This is a genomic window from Halopseudomonas sp. (genome assembly GCF_041579695.1).
GTDB lineage: Bacteria > Pseudomonadota > Gammaproteobacteria > Pseudomonadales > Pseudomonadaceae > Halopseudomonas.
Window position 1 is genome coordinate 1 of sequence record NZ_JBFGFI010000063.1, and the last position, 18,407, is coordinate 18,407.

17 protein-coding genes and 1 riboswitch are annotated in these 18,407 nt (G+C 57.2%); of the genes, 8 read left to right on the forward strand and 9 right to left on the reverse strand.

All coding sequences use genetic code 11. The annotated features are described in order from the left end of the window. Nucleotides 1-174 precede the first annotated feature (174 nt). The 5 genes from ABYA88_RS11775 (at nt 175) to ABYA88_RS11795 (ending at nt 4,964) form a co-directional block, all read left to right on the forward strand. A complete protein-coding gene (locus ABYA88_RS11775) occupies nt 175-612 on the forward strand; it encodes a LexA family protein (protein WP_373187491.1) in 438 nt (145 codons plus the stop codon). Then, entirely contained in the window at nt 605-1,876 is a 1,272-nt protein-coding gene (gene umuC / locus ABYA88_RS11780) for a translesion error-prone DNA polymerase V subunit UmuC (protein ID WP_373187492.1), read from the forward strand. Before ABYA88_RS11775 ends, umuC begins: the two co-directional genes overlap by 8 nt. Before the next feature lie 85 nt (nt 1,877-1,961). Further along, entirely contained in the window at nt 1,962-2,837 is an 876-nt protein-coding gene (locus tag ABYA88_RS11785) for a YihY/virulence factor BrkB family protein (RefSeq protein WP_373187494.1), read from the forward strand. Between the two features lie 98 nt (nt 2,838-2,935). Further along, nucleotides 2,936-4,306 carry a glutathione-disulfide reductase gene (gene gorA / locus ABYA88_RS11790; RefSeq protein ID WP_373187495.1) on the forward strand — a complete coding sequence of 457 codons (1,371 nt, stop codon included), beginning with the start codon at nt 2,936-2,938 and terminating at the stop codon, nt 4,304-4,306. Between the two features lie 19 nt (nt 4,307-4,325). Continuing rightward, the gene (locus tag ABYA88_RS11795) at nt 4,326-4,964 is read left to right on the forward strand and encodes a trimeric intracellular cation channel family protein (RefSeq protein WP_373187496.1); all 639 of its coding nucleotides are present in this window, start codon (nt 4,326-4,328) and stop codon (nt 4,962-4,964) included. 2 nt (nt 4,965-4,966) lie between these two features. Here the strand turns inward: ABYA88_RS11795 and ABYA88_RS11800 are convergent, their stop codons facing one another. Then, nucleotides 4,967-5,437, reverse strand: coding sequence for a copper chaperone PCu(A)C (locus ABYA88_RS11800; RefSeq protein WP_373187497.1), 471 nt, complete (start codon nt 5,435-5,437; stop codon nt 4,967-4,969). Between the two features lie 267 nt (nt 5,438-5,704). On the opposite strand from ABYA88_RS11800, the gene ABYA88_RS11805 reads away from it, so the two are divergent. Next, the gene (locus tag ABYA88_RS11805) at nt 5,705-6,037 is read left to right on the forward strand and encodes a PilZ domain-containing protein (protein ID WP_373187498.1); all 333 of its coding nucleotides are present in this window, start codon (nt 5,705-5,707) and stop codon (nt 6,035-6,037) included. Here ABYA88_RS11805 and ABYA88_RS11810 read toward each other — a convergent pair. The 4 genes from ABYA88_RS11810 to ABYA88_RS11825 form a co-directional block, all read right to left on the reverse strand. Further along, nucleotides 6,034-6,765 (reverse strand): DUF1513 domain-containing protein, encoded by a 732-nt coding sequence (locus tag ABYA88_RS11810; protein ID WP_373187514.1) that lies wholly within the window; start codon nt 6,763-6,765, stop codon nt 6,034-6,036. The genes ABYA88_RS11805 and ABYA88_RS11810 overlap by 4 nt on opposite strands. After that, nucleotides 6,684-7,562, reverse strand: a complete 879-nt coding sequence (locus ABYA88_RS11815; protein WP_373187499.1) for an imelysin family protein — start codon at nt 7,560-7,562, stop codon at nt 6,684-6,686. The genes ABYA88_RS11810 and ABYA88_RS11815 overlap by 82 nt, the downstream gene beginning before the upstream one ends. Nucleotides 7,563-7,615: 53 nt before the next feature. Further along, the gene (locus ABYA88_RS11820) at nt 7,616-9,046 is read right to left on the reverse strand and encodes a di-heme oxidoredictase family protein (RefSeq protein WP_373187500.1); all 1,431 of its coding nucleotides are present in this window, start codon (nt 9,044-9,046) and stop codon (nt 7,616-7,618) included. 120 nt (nt 9,047-9,166) lie between these two features. Next, on the reverse strand, nt 9,167-10,555 hold the full coding sequence (locus ABYA88_RS11825; protein WP_373187502.1) for an imelysin family protein: 1,389 nt from the start codon (nt 10,553-10,555) through the stop codon (nt 9,167-9,169). A 272-nt stretch (nt 10,556-10,827) separates the two neighbouring features. Here ABYA88_RS11825 and ABYA88_RS11830 point away from each other — a divergent pair, with 272 nt between their 5' ends. Then, on the forward strand, nt 10,828-11,043 hold the full coding sequence (locus ABYA88_RS11830) for a dodecin (RefSeq protein WP_373187504.1): 216 nt from the start codon (nt 10,828-10,830) through the stop codon (nt 11,041-11,043). An 89-nt stretch (nt 11,044-11,132) separates the two neighbouring features. Here ABYA88_RS11830 and mltF read toward each other — a convergent pair whose 3' ends face one another. Further along, on the reverse strand, nt 11,133-12,599 hold the full coding sequence (gene mltF, locus ABYA88_RS11835) for a membrane-bound lytic murein transglycosylase MltF (protein ID WP_373187506.1): 1,467 nt from the start codon (nt 12,597-12,599) through the stop codon (nt 11,133-11,135). A 77-nt stretch (nt 12,600-12,676) separates the two neighbouring features. Between mltF and ABYA88_RS11840 the strand changes: the two genes are divergently transcribed. Further along, entirely contained in the window at nt 12,677-13,552 is an 876-nt protein-coding gene (locus ABYA88_RS11840; RefSeq protein WP_373187508.1) for a D-hexose-6-phosphate mutarotase, read from the forward strand. Nucleotides 13,553-13,598: 46 nt separating this feature from the next. On the opposite strand, the gene ABYA88_RS11845 is transcribed toward ABYA88_RS11840, so the two are convergent. From ABYA88_RS11845 to ABYA88_RS11855, 3 genes are all read right to left on the reverse strand, one after another. Then, a complete protein-coding gene (locus tag ABYA88_RS11845) occupies nt 13,599-14,975 on the reverse strand; it encodes a sodium:solute symporter (protein WP_373187509.1) in 1,377 nt (458 codons plus the stop codon). Then, a riboswitch (TPP riboswitch) is annotated at nt 14,965-15,091 on the reverse strand. It overlaps the preceding gene by 11 nt. A gap of 68 nt (nt 15,092-15,159) precedes the next feature. Further along, nucleotides 15,160-16,134 (reverse strand): 3-hydroxyacyl-CoA dehydrogenase, encoded by a 975-nt coding sequence (locus tag ABYA88_RS11850; RefSeq protein WP_373187511.1) that lies wholly within the window; start codon nt 16,132-16,134, stop codon nt 15,160-15,162. Between the two features lie 15 nt (nt 16,135-16,149). Continuing rightward, on the reverse strand, nt 16,150-17,640 hold the full coding sequence (locus tag ABYA88_RS11855) for a flavin-containing monooxygenase (RefSeq protein ID WP_373187513.1): 1,491 nt from the start codon (nt 17,638-17,640) through the stop codon (nt 16,150-16,152). Nucleotides 17,641-18,407: the final 767 nt, after the last annotated feature.

Consider the following 18,407-nt stretch of genomic DNA (forward strand, 5'->3'; position numbering starts at 1 on the left):
TACCTCCTTTAAGTTATTGTTTCTCTCAGCTTTGCTGGCCAGAAGTCGAACTCCTGCGTGCTGCGATTGCGTTGAGGAGCGGCCATCCTAGCATCGGTTACATTTCCCTTTGGTTCTGTTTGCCCTGCTTCGTGTACTGTATGCACATACAGTATAAAGACGAGGTTATCTGACATGAACGCTGTTTTGGTCCTGGGTCCGGTGGGCACCTCTGTTATCGACTTGCCCTTTTTCTCCTGTCGTGTTCCTGCGGGCTTTCCCAGTCCGGCGCAGGATCATATGGAGCAGACCCTATCGCTGGACGAGTTGCTGGATATTGATGCGCCGCATACCTATCTGGTGCGTGCGGACGGTGACAGCATGACCGGCGCCGGAATTCTGGATGGGGATGTGCTGGTGGTCAGCCGGGCGCTGACGGGCCGCCACGGCGATGTAGTGATTGCTGCAATCAACGGCGAGACTTTCGTCAAGCGATTGTCGATTCGTGGTGAGGAAGTGGTGCTGAATTCCGAGAATCCGCGATACCCGCCACGCTATGTGCTCGAAGGGGATGATCTGGTGATCTGGGGCGTGGTGACAGACAGTATTCGCAGGCACCGTAATCATGGCTGAACAGGTGTTTGCGCTGATCGACTGCAACTCGTTCTATGCCTCCTGCGAGCGCGTGTTCCGCCCGGATCTTCAACGCGTACCCATCGTCGTGCTGAGCAACAATGACGGCTGCGTGATTGCGCGATCAGCCGATGCCAAGCCCTTCGTGAAAATGGGCGAGCCCTTCCACAAGGTCCGCGAAACGCTGGAGCGAAACGGGGTGCTGCCATTCAGCTCGAACTATGCTCTCTACGGCGATATCAGCGAGCGCGTGATGACCACGATTGAGAACCTGGTGCCTGCCCTGGAGGTGTACTCGATTGACGAGGCCTTTGCCGACCTGACCGGGGTGCCAGATCGCGAGGCCCTTGGTCGCCGGATCCGCGCCGGGGTGCTCAAGGCAACCGGTATCCCCACGGGTGTCGGGATAGCTCACAGCAAGACATTGGCCAAACTGGCCAATGCTGCGGCAAAGCGTTGGCAGAAGCAGACCGGGGGCGTGGTCGACATATGCGACCCGCAGCGCCGCGACAAGCTGCTGAAGGTGATGCCTGTGGCCGAGGTGTGGGGCGTCGGCAGACGCATGAACGAACATCTGACCGCCATGGGTATCAGGACCGCATGGGATCTGGCCCACGCCGATGCCTGGACTCTGCGTAAACAGTTCAGTGTGGTGATCGAGAAAACCGCCAGGGAGTTGCGCGGCACGCCGTGCCTGGCCCTGGAGGAGGAGGCGGCGGCAAAGCAGGAAATCTGCAGCAGCCGGGCTTTCGGGCAAAGGCTGTATGAACTGGAGCCTATTCGCGAAGCGGTAGCCACCTATGCCACACGCGCCAGTGAGAAACTCAGGCGGCAGGGGTCGTTGTGCAAGCGTATTCGTGTGGCAATCCGCACCGGTATGTTCAATCCCGATGAAGTGAAGTTCTCCAGGGGAATCGTGTGTGAGCTGCCTTATCCCTCGGATGATACGCGGCTGATCATTCGTACCGCCCAACAGGGTCTGGAGACTATTTTCCGGCAGGGGTATGCCTATGCCAAGGCAGAAATCATGTTACTGGATTTGTGCCAGCGAGGGCAGTTTACTGAAGATCTGTTCGCCGAACTCCAGCCGGTGGCAGCTGAAAAAGTAATGGCTGTACTGGATGAGATAAATGGCCGCTGGGGCCGCGGCACGCTGCGTCCGGCCCGGGTGCCGGTTACCCCCGGTTGGGGCATGAAACGCGAACTGAAGAGCCCTGGCTATACCACCTGCTGGACAGAGTTGTGGCCGGTAGCCTGTCGCTGAAAACCGCCAGCGACGGGTGCATAAACGAACTCTCGCGTGTTGTAATCGTCAAATGTAAAGACGAATCACAGATCGAGGGACCGCCATGGCTTTTCTGGACCTGCACGGAGTGAGCAGCTTTTCGCTTATCAAGAAGACTTTCAAGAATTTCATCGACGACGACATGCCTACCTATGCGGCGGCACTGTCGTACCGGGCACTTTTCTCGTTGTTCCCGTTCCTGCTTTTTCTGATCGCGATGCTGAGCTTTCTCAACCTGGGGGACTTCTTCAACTGGCTGCGCGATCAGGCGGCACTGGTTTTGCCGTCTATTGCCCTGGAAGTCATCGATCCGGTAATCAGCGATCTGCAGGAGGGCAAGAACAGTATCTTCTCGGTGGCCATCGTTGTCGCCATCTGGGTCGCCTCCAACGGGATCCGCTCGGTGATGAACGCGATGAACAAGGCATACAACGTGACCGAATCCAGGCCGACCTGGAAGCTATATCTGCTGTCGGTGGTATATACCATAGGCATCGCACTGATCCTTCTGGTTGCCGCGGCTCTTATGGTGGTGGGGCCGGGGTGGATCGAGTGGCTGGGCAGCTGGGTGGGGCTGGGCGAGTTTGCAGTCACATTGTGGGCGTTGCTGCGCTGGCCTGTGGCTATCCTGCTGCTGATGCAGGTTGTTGCCGTGATCTATTACTTCACGCCGGATGTGCAGCAGAAATTCCGTTTCATTACCCCCGGTTCGATCGTTGCGGTAATCATCTGGATCGCTGCATCGCTGGGGTTTGGCGCCTATGTGAGCAATTTCAGCAACTATGACGCGATGTACGGTGGCATCGGCGCGATGATCGTACTGCTGTTGTTCTTCTACATTTCCTCTGCCGTGTTGCTTCTCGGAGCAGAGCTGAATGCGACGATCGAGCATGCCTCGGCCTCCGGCAAAGAGAAGGGGGAGAAACAGGTCGAATCATGATCCCGCCATGACCGCTCGATTGGCGGTCCAAAGCATGCCCATCGCGGCCCGCCGATGCGTTATGCTGTGCCCTCTTTTTCAGCAGTCAGGCGGAGAACATGAGCGAGTTTGATTTTGACCTTTTCGTGATCGGGGCCGGCTCTGGCGGCGTCAGGGCCAGTAGGCTCGCGGCAAGCTATGGAGCCAGGGTAGCTGTTGCCGAGGATCTGTACCTGGGCGGCACCTGCGTCAATGTGGGCTGTGTACCGAAAAAGCTGTTCGCCTACGCTGCGCATTTCGCCGAAGACATGCAAGACGCCCAGGGCTATGGCTGGAATATCGGCGATACGAGTTTTACCTGGAGCCGTCTGCTGGAGAACAAGAACCGCGAGATTACCCGGCTTAACGGCATCTACAACAACCTGCTGTCCAGCGCCGGCGTCACCCTGATTGATGGCCGCGCCCGCTTCGTTGACTCGCACACGGTCGCTGTGGGCGACAAGACCTACACTGCCGAGCGAATCCTGATTGCTACCGGGGGCTGGCCTTTCATTCCCTCTTTCCCGGGCAGCGAGCATGTAATCAGCTCCAACGAAGCCTTCTACCTGGAAACACTGCCAAGACGCGTTACCGTGGTGGGCGGTGGCTATATCGCTATCGAGTTTGCCAGCATCTTCCATGGTCTGGGCTGCGAAGTAACCCAGCTATACCGAGGCGATCTGTTCCTGCGCGGGTTCGACCAGAGCATTCGCGAGCACATGGCCACAACGATGAAAGCCAAGGAACTGGACGTGCGCTTCAACATCGATGTGCTTTCGGTAGAGCGTCAGGCAGATGGTGTCCTACAGGTTGCATTATCCGATGGCTCCACACTGGAAACTGATCTGGTGCTCTATGCTACCGGTCGGCGTCCGAATATTGCCGGATTGGGTCTGGAACACACCCAGGTCACGCTGGATGACAAGGGGTTCGTGGATGTCGACAGTGACTACCAGACCAGTGACCCTGCTGTATTTGCCATCGGCGATGTGACCCATACTATGCAGCTGACGCCAGTAGCCCTGGCCGAGGGCATGGCGCTCGCGCGTCGGTTGTTCAAGCCCGATGAATACCGGCCGGTGGACTACAATGACATCGCCACGGCGGTGTTCTGCATTCCCAACGTGGCAGCTCTTGGCTTTACCGAGGAACAGGCCAGGAAAGAAGGCTACAGCCTGGCTATCTATGAGAGCCGCTTCCGTCCGATGCGCAACACTCTCGCCGGCCGTGGCGAGGAAAGCCTGATGAAAATGGTGGTCGATAAGCACACAGACCGCGTGCTTGGTGTACACATGGTCGGGCCTGAGGCAGGGGAGATCGTGCAGGGTATGGCGATCGCACTCAAGGCCGGAGCGACCAAGGCGATGTTCGATGCCACTCTTGGCATTCACCCGACCGCGGCGGAAGAGTTCGTGACCATGCGCGTACCCACGCGTGTAGATCAGGACTGAACCAACGGGAGCTGCCGGGATGAGTTGGTTCTATGCGTTCGACCTGTTTGGCGTCGCCGTATTCGCGATTTCTGGCGCGCTGATGGCCGGGCGCAAATCTATGGATCTGTTCGGAGTTCTGGTGATTGCAATCGTCACCTCGCTCGGCGGTGGAACCTTGAGAGACACCATTCTGGACAATCACCCGGTGGTCTGGATTCGGGACGATCTGTATATCCTGGTGGCGGTAACGGCGGCTCTGGGTACCATTGCCTGGGTGCGCCTGACACGGCCGATACCGGAAACCGGTTTGCTGGTCGCAGATGCGTTCGGGCTGGCGATTTTTACCGTGATCGGTACCCAGGTGGCTTTGGCGCAATCGGTCCCGATCAGTGCAGCGGTCATCATGGGTGTGATGACCGGCGTGGCGGGCGGGGTAATACGCGACATCATCTGCAACGAGATCCCGCTGATCTTTCACCGGGAAATCTACGCCACGGCCTGCATCGCCGGATCGCTCATGTATATCGGGCTCTACCGCCTGGATACCCCGGCGGACATTGATGTCGCCATCGCAGTGACCACGGTACTGGCTATACGCCTGGCGGCGATACGCTGGCACCTTGGTCTGCCGCGTTTCCATCTGCTTGATCGCAAACCGGAAAAAAACGAAGACTGAAATCAGTGACGACTATGCCCGGCGGACGCAGGCGCTTCTTTATTGATTGCCACTTCCACTTCGATACTGCCGGCGTTTTCAAACACCAGCGTCAGCGGGAACCGCTCGCCGGCCACCAGTGGCTGTTTCAGGCCGAACATCATGAAGTGGTAGCCGCCTGGCTCGAAGACGACATCATCTCCCGGGCCCAGGTGTAATTGCTCGACTTTCTGCATTTTCATCAGGCCATCTACATGTACGTGCTGATGCACCTCGACCTGACCAGCAATAGGGGAGTGGGCAGCGACCAGGCTGTCGGAGGTTTTTCCGCGGTTCTGGATCTGCAGGTAGGCCGCGCCAGCGGGAGCAACGGGTGGGAGCGCGCGAGCCCAGGGATGGTCAATGTGGAGCTGCGCGATCTGGTAGTCATGTGCCAGAGCGGGACCTGCCAGTAACAGAGTGCAAATAAAGCTGGAAAGGGTCTTGCGTAACATGCACTGTTTCCTTCTGATTTGGATGGCTGAGAGTAACCTGGCCCTGGGCTCCGGGCTACCGTTTACTGCTTGACGCTGGCGCTAAACAGGAGATACATGGCATTATGCCACCTCATGAAAGCAACAGATCAGTGTCTGGTTTTGTGGCTCAGTTAACGTAAATTCACAGGTCCATGGCTGTTAGCCAGCATCAGTTTCCCGCAGACTGTCAGCGCATGACAAATCATGCAGGTAAATGGAGTTTCTACCTTGGCCGTTGAGTCAAATATGTACGAAAAGCGAAGACTGGAACGAAAAACAGTGAGCACAAGTCTCGAGGTTTATGATCTGGATACCGGGAGTCACCTGGGCCGAGTCGTCGATCTCCATGCCGAGGGTCTGATGCTTCTGAGCGATCAGCCGATCGACCTGTACAAGCTCTATGCGTTGCAGGTCAGTCTTCCGATGACGTTGAACGGCCTGACTGAATTCTTTCTCGACGCCGAAAGCTTGTGGAACCGTGAAAGCCTGGCGGGCGGTCAATATTGGACAGGGCTGCATTTCACCAAGCTGCCTGAAGAATCGCGTGCCTGTATCGAGAGAATGGTCGCCAGTCGCTAGCCGGGTGCCAGGCCTGTGGATGTGAGGTGATTGTCCCAGCGCAGATCGGTGTCTTCGATGCGGTTTACGTGGCTCGCACGGCTACGATGGATCCCGCCCATTCCTGAGGTAAACATGAACGCCTGCTTGTCGGCGATCGCACCGGCCACGTCGGTAATCTCAAGCGTTTCGAGGTGCTCCCCGCTCAGGTAATCCAGCAGTACGGCACGATTACCCCTTGGGGCCGTGACCGCGGCCACATGGCTGACAGGGTCAATGGCTACGCTGGCGATGTAGTTACGCAAATCGGACTGCGCAGGTAACCGGATCTCGGAAAACGCTTCCTGCGCACAGTCCAGTCGTGCGACCAGTGGCGGCGTTTCCCATGTTGGCCCTTCGAACTGATAACCAGCGATCACAATGCCTTCGGGGCTCACGTCGATATGCCGACAGCTGAGCTGATGGTGAGAGGGTTCATGGCGCTGCACAACACGGCCGCTATCGCGGTCGAGTAGCAGCAGGGCTGGCTGCATATCACTCAGATTGAGCTTCATGCGGTCATGATCGGGATGCGTTCTGATACCCCCGAGGGCTACTACCAGAGTCTGGCCGTCCGGGTGCAGGCGGACTTCGTGTGGGCCAATGCCACCAACCTCCAGGCTACCCTTTAGCTGATATTCGTGCTGCGCGTCGTACACCAGTATCCGGCCTTCGCCACTGGGATAGTGATTGGCGGTAACGTACAGCAGCTTGCCATCCGGGCTGAAAACGCCATGACCGTAGAAGTGATGATCTTCCTCGGCATAAAACCGGCCAGGGTGGCCTCTATCGATGCCAGCGATTCACCACTGCGCCAGGCATCGGCCACATAGGGATTGCGGCGCGCCTTGCCGCCAAGGCCCATAGGAGCCGCCAGCCGCTTGTCGCGCAGTATTTCCAGGGTATGCATTGCCGCCGAAACCGTGGTACGTGCATATTCCGGACGGCTGAGAAAATGCGTCTCGAAGCTACTCCAGTCTCGCTGCAGGCGGTTGGCGTTGGTATGGATCTGTGCACTGACGGCCTGCATGAATTCACAGCTACGCCGTGCGGGCAACGCATGTTCGTCTTCCGTTACCCTTGGATCAAACAACAGATACTCCAGAGCGGGAAAGCCTTTTGCCGCAACGCTATCGGCCGCGATCGCCGCAGTGTCGATTGGCTGGTCACTCTTCAGCCAGTTGTCGGTCTTGAGTGCGACCAGATTTTTCGAGTCAGGCCAGAACTGCATCTGACAGGCAATATTGTCCTGTTCAATGGGCCCGAAGTCGACGAAGCGGACCTTCTGCCAGTCCATGAACGCTCGCTGCCAGGCGCTGCGGACCGTCGCGACGTCATGCTGGTCAGGAGCCTCGCAGTAGGCGAGGGCGCGCTGCTGCAGGGCCTTAGTGCTGGCAGCAAGTTGCTGATAGCCTTTGCCGAGATCTGCGTGCCATTGCGCCTTGGCCGGCTGGGCCAATGCCAGCGGACTCAGAGCCGCTACCAGCAAGGCGCAGAGATTTACCACCGATCATCCTGCTCGCCGGGAAACTGTCATATCGATACTCCTGTGAACTCGAATCATAACGATTCGAGGAAACGAATGAGAGCACTGCGCTCTTCCGCCGACATAGCCCGGTAACGATCTGCCGACTCCTGAGCCTCGCCGCCGTGCCAGAGAATCGCCTGCTCGAGAGTTTCCGCACGACCGTCATGCAGGAATCCCGCCCGCGGATTGATCTGCTGGGCGAGCCCGATACCCCACAGCGGTGGCGTTCGCCATTCGTTGCCGTCGGCGAGGAACTCGTCCCGGCGATCGGCCAAACCGGGTCCCATATCGTGCAGCAGCATATCGGTATAAGGCCAGATAGTCTGGGTGCTCAGATCAGGGCGGCTTGAAGCTTCCCCGGTCACGTGCCGCGGCGTATGGCATGCCGCGCAATCGCTTTGATTGAACAGTTGTGCTCCGGCGATAACCTCGGGATCATCCATATCACGTCTGGTCGGCACGGCCAGGCTGCTGGCATAGAAGTCGATAAAGCCGGCTATTTCGTCGCTGACCTCGGGCTCGCCGCCATGGGGAGCAACCTCGCAACCCTGGCTGGGGGTGCAGTCGGTAACGGGTACCAGCGTCGACGTCAGGCCCATGTCGCCGGCAAAGGCCCCCATGCTCTGCTGCATCACCGTGGGTTCACTGGCTTTCCAGCCAAAACGGCCTAGTACGCTGGTTTCTGCAGCCTTGTCCCACACCCGGTTCGCCCGTCCGGAGATTCCGTCACTATCAGCGTCGTCCGGGTCGGCTGCGGCGAGAATATGCTGCTCGGGAATATTCTGCAGCAGGCCCAGTCCGATCATGGGCGGGGCTACCCGCGGCGAAATCAGAAGATCTGCGGGGAGGGGACCATACTGCGGATTCTCGATGCGGTAATCCGGCACTCGCAAAATGACGGTGGTGCCGTCTGCCAACTGCTCTTCACGTTGGGTCCAGTTGATGACCAGATCGGCTTCGGGCTTGAAGCCCGGTATTGCAGCCGTCTGCAACTGGCTTCCGTAAACCGGATGGGGAGCGAAACCGTGCTGCTCAAGGACATCGGCATCCCTGTCGCTGTCCGCTGGCATGGCCAGACGCAGGAACAGGGAAATACTTGCTTCATCCGTTTGGGGTGGGTGACCACGGCCGTCCTTGATGTGGCAGCCCTGGCAGGAATTGGTATTGAACAACGTGCCCAGACCATCGCGCGCATCGGTACTCGATGGGGCAATAACCCAGGGGTTGCGAAAGAAACTGTTGCCCACGCTAAAATCCAGCCGCTTGGTCATTGGCAGGTTGCCCTGCGGCATCGAGAAAGCATTGTGATCGGATTTGTCTACAGTGCCTTCGCCGCCAGTGTCAGGGGTTTCCTGCAGTGGATAGCTTTTCGCTTCAGTACAGCCGGCCAGTAAAGTAACCAGCAGGGCAGAGCACAGCAGCCGAGGCGCAAATGCACCGGAGGCGATAAAAAGTGATTTCATGAAAGCATGTCTATGTTGCCAATGAACGGATAAAAGCCCGACGCCGAGCGCCGGGCTTTCGATTACTGCGGGTAGCGCAGGAAACCTGCGCCGGCACCCCGATCCTGTCGTGCTACGAACTCAGAAAGAATGACCTGCATCGTCTGGTTCAAGAGATTCGAGGCCCACTTCAGTCGCAATCTGCTCGATAGACCCCGTCTGCTCAACCAGGGCAGCGATCGCATTGTTGACGATCTCGGCACCTTTCTCGTTACCCGGGGCAATCATCATGTCGAAGGGCATCGGCTCTTCGCTGGCTTCAGCAGTCTGCTTCATGGTTTCCAGCGCAGACATGGCCTGTTCCAGATCATTGCGCAGCTCCTGATCCAGCTTCTCGTTGCGCTCTTGCATCAGGCCGGAGAGGGACGGGCCAGTGACTTCATTACCATCTGTGGTGGTGTAGGTACCAAGGTAGACGTTCTGTACGCCCTTGGAATTGTAGTAATGCGAGTTATGGGTGTTGTCGCTGAAGCAGTCGTGCTCATCTTCATAGGAGTTGGCTTCCAGTGCGACCTTCATGCGCTCACCGGCCAGCTCACCGAGTGACAGCGAACCCATACCGAACAGCATTTTCTGGAACACCTGCTGGGGAGGCTGAGCCAGCAGTTCCTGGCGGTAGTTGTCGCTTTCGCCCGGGGCCCATTGCGCGACCATCCATTCAAGGTCATTGACCAGCAGGTCGGTAACGGCACCCAGGTACTCACCGCGGCGGTCACAGTTGCCGTGCGTGCAATCTTCACCCTTGGCGTAATCGGTTACCGGACGGCTGCCGGCGCCACGCTCAAAACCATTCAGATCCTGACCCCAGAGCAGAAACTCGATTGCGTGGTAGCCGGTCGCGACATTAGCCTCGGAACCACCTGCCTCGTTCAGATTGGCCAGCAGATCAGGTGTGATCGTGCTGACATCAATGGTCTCGCCACCGATATTGATTTCCTGATTGGCGATGATGTTGGCGGTAGCTCCTTCATTGCCCATCTCGTGCTGGTACTCGTCGGCGGCAACATAGTCGATCATGCCTTCGTCAAGCGGCCATGCGTTGACCTGGCCTTCCCATTCGTCGACCACGGGATTGCCGAAGCGGAATACTTCCGACTGTTGGTAAGCCACGCGCGCTTCCAGCCACGCCTGCTTGGCGGCCTCCAGATTCTCTTCGGTGGGCTCGGCGATCAACGCATCAGTGGCGTCATCGAAGGCACGTGCTGTCTTCAGCGCATCCTGGTAGTTGGCATGTGCGAGATCGGCATAATGCTCCGCGACCATCTGCGGGTCAGGACCGGAGGCCTCGGATTGGCTGTCTTCTGCAGGGAATTCCGCACCCGGCTCCACATCCACCATGGTCTCGACCGCTGGGGAGTCGCTGGCCTCGGCGGCTGGAGCATACTCATCATCGTTGTTGTTGCAGGCGGTCAGTACGAATGTGGCGGAGACCGCTAGCGCCAAAGCCTTGAGTGGAAAATGAACTGCCATGAATTAGAACTCCCTGTACCCGTTTGGACTATAATGAGATTGATTTGCGTTACCAATTATATGCCGGAACCACGATTTTGCAATGCCAGCGTAAATAAGAAATAAGGCCGGCAATGCTACGACAGCTTTTTAACACCGGCGTTCGCAGAGGCGTGCGTACATAACCAAAACAGGGGTAGCAACATCGTGTAGCAACAGTCTGGGACCGCTATTTGAACTAACCCGCCCATCTTTTGCCATACTGTGTGCTCAAGCAAAGCAAGGAGAACTACATGTCCAACCATCACGTTTACAAGAAAGTCGAAGTTGTCGGTTCGTCTACCAGCAGCATCGAAGAAGCTATTCAGCATGCGATAGCCGAGACGAGCAAGTCAGTAAAAAATGTGGAATGGTTTGAGGTTCAAGAGACTCGTGGCCACATAGTCGATGGAAAAGTCGCGCACTACCAGGTGGTGCTAAAGATCGGCTTCCGCATCGAAAACAGCTGATCATGCAATTTTCATAAATTCCCACCTGCGCACACCAGCCAAGTGTTTGCAGGTGGGGGGGGGGTTACGTTCTGAGCTGGGTTAACTGTTTACTGGAACGCGCTGCTGATGACATCGCGATAATTGCGCACGCGCTGAACCAGATGCACTGGCTCATAGCCCCGAGCATAGCCATAGCGAAGGTTTGGATAGTAGCGCTTGTCTGCCAGCAGCGGCAGTACCTCACGCATGTCAGTCCACGAGTCCGGGTTCTTGCCCAATTCCCTCGCAAGCTTGCGCGCATCAAGCAAATGGCCACGGCCAACGTTATAGGCAGCAAGTGCCAGGAAATAACGATCGGGATCAGGTATTTCTTCAGGTAGCAACTCATAGCGACCTGCCAGGTAGCGTGCACCGGCGTCTATACTTTGAACCGGATCCAGTCTGTTGGTGACACCAAGTGATTTCGCTGTGTTCTGGGTAAGCATCATCAGCCCGCGAACACCTGTTGGGCTTCGCGCCAGGGGATTCCAGTGAGATTCCTGGTAGGCGAGAGCGGCCAGCAAATCGGCGGGCACACCGGTTTGCTCCTCCGCGCGTTCGAATTCGTCGATGTATTTTGGTAGCCGATTTTCAATACGGGTCAGCAGAGTATTGAGATCAACAAAGTCAAATTCGGAAATGTAGGCATAGTATTGGGTATCGATTTCGGCAATCGCTGCGACTCCGCCATCACTTTTTATCCACTGCCTTGTCTCGACCGCCAGATCTTCGCTTCCCGGTGCCAGATACCATCCGATACCCTGATCCCCAGAAAGATCCATTACCACTGCAAGCTCCGGCATCGACCTGCGATTGAAGTCGACAATATTGGAGTCCGCCACTGTGCATTCCAGCTCTTGCTCGAATACCGCAGCAAGTAATTGCTCCGTCCCACGAGCTTCGGTCTCGGTGAAGTTTACACCCGGGTGCCCGGCGGCCAGTTGTTCGAGGGTTTCCACATAGCTGGAGTCGGCAACCACTTCGATTTGGACTCCGGCGAGCTCCTCTACCGTCGTGGGCAAGGGCACCATCTCCCTGTGACAAACCAGCTGCTCCCGGACAGTGTGATGAACCAGCCCTAGCGTGAATCGTTTGTCACGCGATGCGAGATGAGTCAGGCCGGCAGCACCAACGTGAGCCTGACCACTTTCGAGTTGCCGCAGTACCGCCGCGGTGGAAAACTGCACATCCCATTCGACCGTCCAGCCTTGGGCCTCGGCATACCGGTTGACCAGATCGTACTCCGGGCCAGCTGGCTGGTCGAAGCGATCAGTGTAATAGGTGGTCGATCCATTACGGGTAGATACCTTCAATACCCCTGTCTCATCCGGATGAAGCAATTTGCTCGTGACATTTTCATTGTTGTCGCAGCCAGCTAAAAGAAGAGGCAGTGCAACCAGCGTTGCAGATATTCGGGTTTTATTAAGCATCCGGGTGCTCCAGTTTTGCAGGCCAGCGCGTTTTAACCACGCTAACCCCGCATTTACGGCACACCGACAGCGCAGCCAGGTTGCCTTCAGACTCTCGTCCACCATAGTTGAGCAACAAAACTCTGTAAAACCGACATTGTTACCTTATGCTGGCCATTGGATAACATCAGTCAGGGGAAAATATGACGCACTCAGAGGGGCAGGCACAGCGGCTGGCGGAGGGGATAACGCGATTACCCAACAGACATGGACGGGACTTCATCGAGATAGAACATCCACTGGTTTCAGCACGCATATCACTGGAGGGCGCGCATATTGTCAGGTGCATTCCAACTGGGCAGAAGCCCCTTTTATGGCTGAGTCCGCAGGAACCCGAGCTGCCCGGCATTGCGTTACGCGGTGGTATTCCATTGTGCTGGCCCTGGTTTGGCAATCAGCGTTCCGGCCCCGCCCACGGTATCGCGCGGACAGCGCTATGGGAGCTCCAGGAAGTGGTGGTCCAGGAGAGCGGTGTGCATATCACGCTGCAATTGCCCATGACGGCAATGCCCCATCAATTGCCCGATGAGCAGTGGAAGGTGCGGGTTCGATTCGAACTCGCGAAGGAACTGACAGTGGCTCTGATCACCACAAACAGCGGTAAAGCCGAGCAAGCACTGAGTCAGGCCCTACATACCTACCTTCCTGTTTCGGATATCACCAGCTGCCAGATTAACGGTCTTGACGGCATCGAATACCTGGACCAACTGACGGCCTTGGATGAGGTGCAGCAAGGTCCCGTGTGCGTTGATGAGGAAATGGACCGTATCTATCACGGCGCCATTGGCACCGTGGAGGTGTGCGATGCGGACGAGCGCATCGAAGTGACCGGATCCGGCAGCCGCTCCACAGTTGTGTGGAATCCCTGGCAGGCAAAATCCCGGCGCCTGAGTCACTTTCCCGCCGAAGGCTACCAGCAGATGTTGTGTATCGAGACCGCCAATGCCGGAGCGGATACCCGTATTCTGCAACCAGGAGAAACGCACACGCTGAGCGCGCGGATCCGCCGCCGGGTATAGCGGAACGCCAGAACGCCGAGCCGCCAAAACGCAATCTCCGGGAGACCTATCTCCCGGTAGATGGTTTGATCAAGGCAATCGTAATACTGACCATGCTGGAAGCGAGCAACGCGCCGAGGAAGGGGGCCAGCGTGGGAATGGCGCCTGGGAAGCTCGCCGCCAGCAAACCTGCCGAAAATGATCCACCGCTGATCCAGCCAGGCAAAACCGCGCCCAGCAACCCCGCCAGGCAACCGGCTATTGCCGCGGCGCTGCCCATACGACGCCAAAGTCCCATGAGTACCGGCACCACCGCGGTGGCGCAAAGCAGGTCGGCAATGAGGAACAGACGCAGCACCGAGATGCCCTGCAATGCGATGAGTACTACAGGCACCATCAGCAGTACAGTTATCCAGCGTGCGCTGGTCAGCGACAGTCCGCTTTTTTCCGTCACGGCCAGGGACGTTATGGCGTTTTGTAGCGTATCAACCGAGGACGCAACCAGCGTCAGGGCCAGCACCAACGCAGGGATGGTCAGCCAGGGCGGAGCATCCATCAGCAACGCGAAAAACGGAATCGGCGGACTGCCCAGATCAGTGCCGCTCATTGCCGCAGCAATACCCAGCGCACCGACTATCGCCACCACAACTACCGTGATCAGACCGCCGAGCAGCGCCCCCCGGCCTAGGGCCAAACCATCACGGGCAGACCAGACCCGTTGCCAATAGCCCTGGTGAAATAGATTGGCGGCAGTAACGGCGATGATCAATGTGAGGGCTACGCCAAGAGCGCTGCCCAGCGGAATACCAGGCAAGCTGACTGCCGATGAGTCCATTTCGGGCAAACGCTGCAGAGCCACCGCACCCACCACGACCAACAAGGCCAGCAGTAACCAGGCCTGCCAGCGATCGGTCATCAGGCTTGCGCGCAAGCCACCTCCAGCGGTGTAAATCAGCGTCGCAACCGCTACGCCTACGATCACCAGGGCCGGATTTACGTCGGACAACATTGCAGTGATTGCACCGATCGCAGTGAGCTCGGCCACAAGGAAGCAAAGCATGTAAAGCAGCGAAATCAACGCTACCCAGCGTCTTACAAGATTGCCATAACACGCCTGGGCAAACTCGCCGATGCTGCTGCCACGGGGCAGATAACGCCGGATCGCCGGCCCGCAGAATGCAAACACAACAAAGGGCAGGGCTGCACCAATCGCATAACCGGCCAAGGCCACTGGACCGACCAGAGCGCCCACTTCGGGCGGTGCAAAGAGGATCCAGCCGCCCATGCCGGAGGCCAGAAATGACAGGCCCAGGGCCTGAGCTCCCTGACTGTTGCGGGCAGTAAAGAAATCGTCGAGTTCGGCATGGCTGTGCCGGGCACGCAGGCCCAGCCAGACAAACAGCAGCAGCGCCGCGCCGAGCACGGTAAGTGTCAGATAGGGCATGTCGCACTTCCTCCGCCGGTATTGCCCGGATCAGGTTCCAGGGTTTGAGCGAGTTGCAGGCAGCCCGCTGATTCTCAGCCTGTCCAAACGGTGGACAGGCTCCCCTGGCGACTTAATGGTTGAATTGCCGTAAAGCGCGCCAATACTGCCACAGAAAGTGGCAGTAGACGACCGCTGTGGCAGGTCAGCTCGCAGCGGCTAGAGGATGGGGACGCACCAGCCTAACCAGATCCTCCACTGCATCCAGACCGGGTACGGCGAGGAAATCCTGCGCCTGGTAAGCCGGGTCAGGATAACGATAGTAGCCTTCACCGGTCTGCAGACCGAGTTTGCCCTGAACGATGAAGTGCTGCTTTATATAGGCGGCGTTTGCCAGCAACTGCTCATCCTGGTTTTCGTTGCCCCAGTAAGTCATTACGTCATAACAGGTTTTCATACCGATGATATCCATGATGCCGCAGGGTCCAAGCGTGCAGCCGCGGTTCGCGATCAGATAGGTACGGTCAATGTATTCGGGAGTGGATACGCCGTTGGTGATGAGCGATTGCGTCGCGTTCAGTAACGGCACCAGCCAAGTGTTGAGCACATAGCCGTTCTGCTCTTTCTGGATCGGGATGGGCACCATGCCGATCTCGATGGCAAAACGGGTTATTGCGCGCAAGGTGTCGTCTGCGGTGTCGGCATGGGCCATCACCTCGGCCAGATTCATGCTCCAGATCATGTTGGCAAAATGCAGGGCGCAGTATTTCTCCGGTCTGCCGGTCGCACTGGCAAACTGCGCGGGGAGCAGTGTCGAAGAGTTAGTGGCCACCAAGGTGTGTGCAGGCAACAATGACGCCATCTGCTGATAGACCGAGGTCTTGGTCTCGGGAATTTCCGGCACCGCCTCTATCACCAGATCTGCCCTAGCGACAGCATCCGCGAGCTGGCTGCTATAGGTCAGCCGCGCATGGGTCTCGCTTATCATCGCTTGGGTGGCACCCAGCTCCGCCAGATAGATAACCGCGTATTGCTGGTGGGCCATCTTGCAGCGCTCCAGGGAGTCATCATATAGATCGTATACCACCACCTGCTTGCCCTTGAATGCGCTATGCCAGGCAATCTGGCCGCCCAATACGCCGGCGCCAAGTACCGTGAGGTTGTTCAGTGTTTCTGTCATGGAAAGCTCCGGATTTCAGGCAGCCTTTTCGGCGGATTGGTTTTTCGCGGCAGGTGGATCGAAGGTCAGGATGCCATCTTCCAGCGACTCCTTTAGCAGCAACACAGAGTCGAGCTCATAATTGTTGAGGATCCGCCAGGGGAGGGCGCGTCCCTGGCGCGGCAGAATGGCGTTGGCCCGCTGCACGTAACCCGATTGCAGAGAGCCCATGATCGACTCCTCCTCGGCGTGACCATGCCGGTCAAGCGGGACCGCAACCTGTTTTCCGGTCTCATCCATATGCTTGAGCAGGCGACAGATATACAGCGAGGCCATGTCTGCCTTGAGTGTCCAGGGCGCATTGGTATAACCCAATATCCATGCCATGTTAGGCACGTTCTGCATCATTACGGCCTTGTAGGTCATCTGCTTGTTGAGCGGAATAGTCTCACCATCAAGACTCAGCTGCATGCCGCCCAGCATCTGCATTTGCAGGCCGGTCGCGGTGATGATGATGTCTGCCTCCAGCTCCTGGCCAGACTTCAGGCGGATACCTTTTTCGGTGAAGGTGTCGATATGGTCGGTGACGACCGAGGCCTTGCCGTTGTTGATTGCCTCGAACAGGTCGGCATCGGGCACCGCGCAGAGGCGCTCATCCCAAGGATTGTAGCTGGGGGTGAAGTGCTTCATATTGCTCTGGTCGTCGAGTTTCTTGCTGACGCCCTTGAGCAAGATTTTGCGGGTCTTGTCGGGCCAGCGTTTAGCTGCCTTATAGATCCAGCGTTGCATGACGATGTTGCGCTTGCGGGCCATGTGATAGACCCATTTCTGCGGCAGGAACTTGCCCAGCACTTCGGAAATCCTGTCGTAGCCCGGTACCGAGAAAACGTAGGAGGGCGAGCGCTGCAGCATGGTCACGTGGCCAGCGGTCTCGGCCATCGCCGGGACCAGTGTAACCGCGGTCGCACCGCTGCCGATCACCACGACTTTCTTGCCTTTGTAATCCAGATCGGTGGGCCAGTGCTGGGGATGTATGCAGGTGCCTTTGAAGGTTTCGACACCAGGAAATTCGGGGAGATACCCCGATTCATAGTTGTAGTAGCCAGTACATCCAACCAGAAAGTCACAGGTGTAGATTTTCTCCTCGCCACTGCCCGTATCAGTGGTGATTAGCGTCCAGCGCTTATCTTCACTCGACCAGTTCGCGCTTTGTGTCGACGTGTTGAAGCGGATCTTCTCGGTCACCTTGAATTCTTCGGCCGTCTCGCGGATGTACTGACGAATCGAATTGCCATTGGCCAGCACCTGCAGCTCGTTCCAGGGGCGAAACTTGTAGCCGAAGGTGAACATGTCCGAGTCCGAACGGATACCAGGGTAGCGAAACAGATCCCAGGTACCGCCCACCGCAGCGCGTTTTTCGAGAACCGCAAAGCGTTTGTCCGGACACATGGAGGACAGGTGGCAGGCCATACCGATACCGGAAAGACCCGCGCCTATGATGATTACATCAAGATGTTCAGCAGCCATATTATTGTTCTCTTGAAAGGGGCATTGGACACACTTCTAGACTGCCTGCTTATTGACTCCTGTGTACTGCCATATACTGCCAATTAGTGATCATTTGCTGCCAGCTCTGTCCAGGCATTCACGCACGGCACCCGGCAGAAAAAGTTGAATATTTTGAAACCTGATCGGTCGGACAACTTGAGACCACCGTAATGGCATGTTGCCTTCGCTGTGGCGTCTGGGGAGTTGAAATGGCCTATCTTGTGTTGTTCGTTTTCGGCACACGACCTGAAGCAATCAAGATGGCCCCTTTGATTCGTCGCATGGCGGGCAACCCGGCATGGGCTGTCCTGGCATCTGCTTGATGCACTCGACTGGGCCTATCAGCATTACCAGCCTGACATGGTGGTGGTGCATGGTGAGTAACGCGGTTCTCTGCTTGTTCTTGGCGCTCGCATGGCCAGCAGTGGCAGGCAGCACCTTGTTCTATCAGCCACTAGCAGACGCTCGCATCAACCCAGCTTAATGGCAGAGAAAAGAAGGGGATTCATTGCGGGGCTGCTAACGCACACGTTCCACGGCTACTACTTAATTTAACATAATATAGATTATACGTAGTAAGGGTAGTGCCAGGTATTGGTCCTTGAAGCCCAACCCAGGAGCTCGGGTTCCTCCTGAGTCCTGAGTCAAACCTCCTCTCTGATCACACGATCAAAGCGGCTGCTTCGTAGGCCGGATGATCAGTTCGTTGACATCCACATCGGCCGGCTGCTCGATAGCGAATGCAA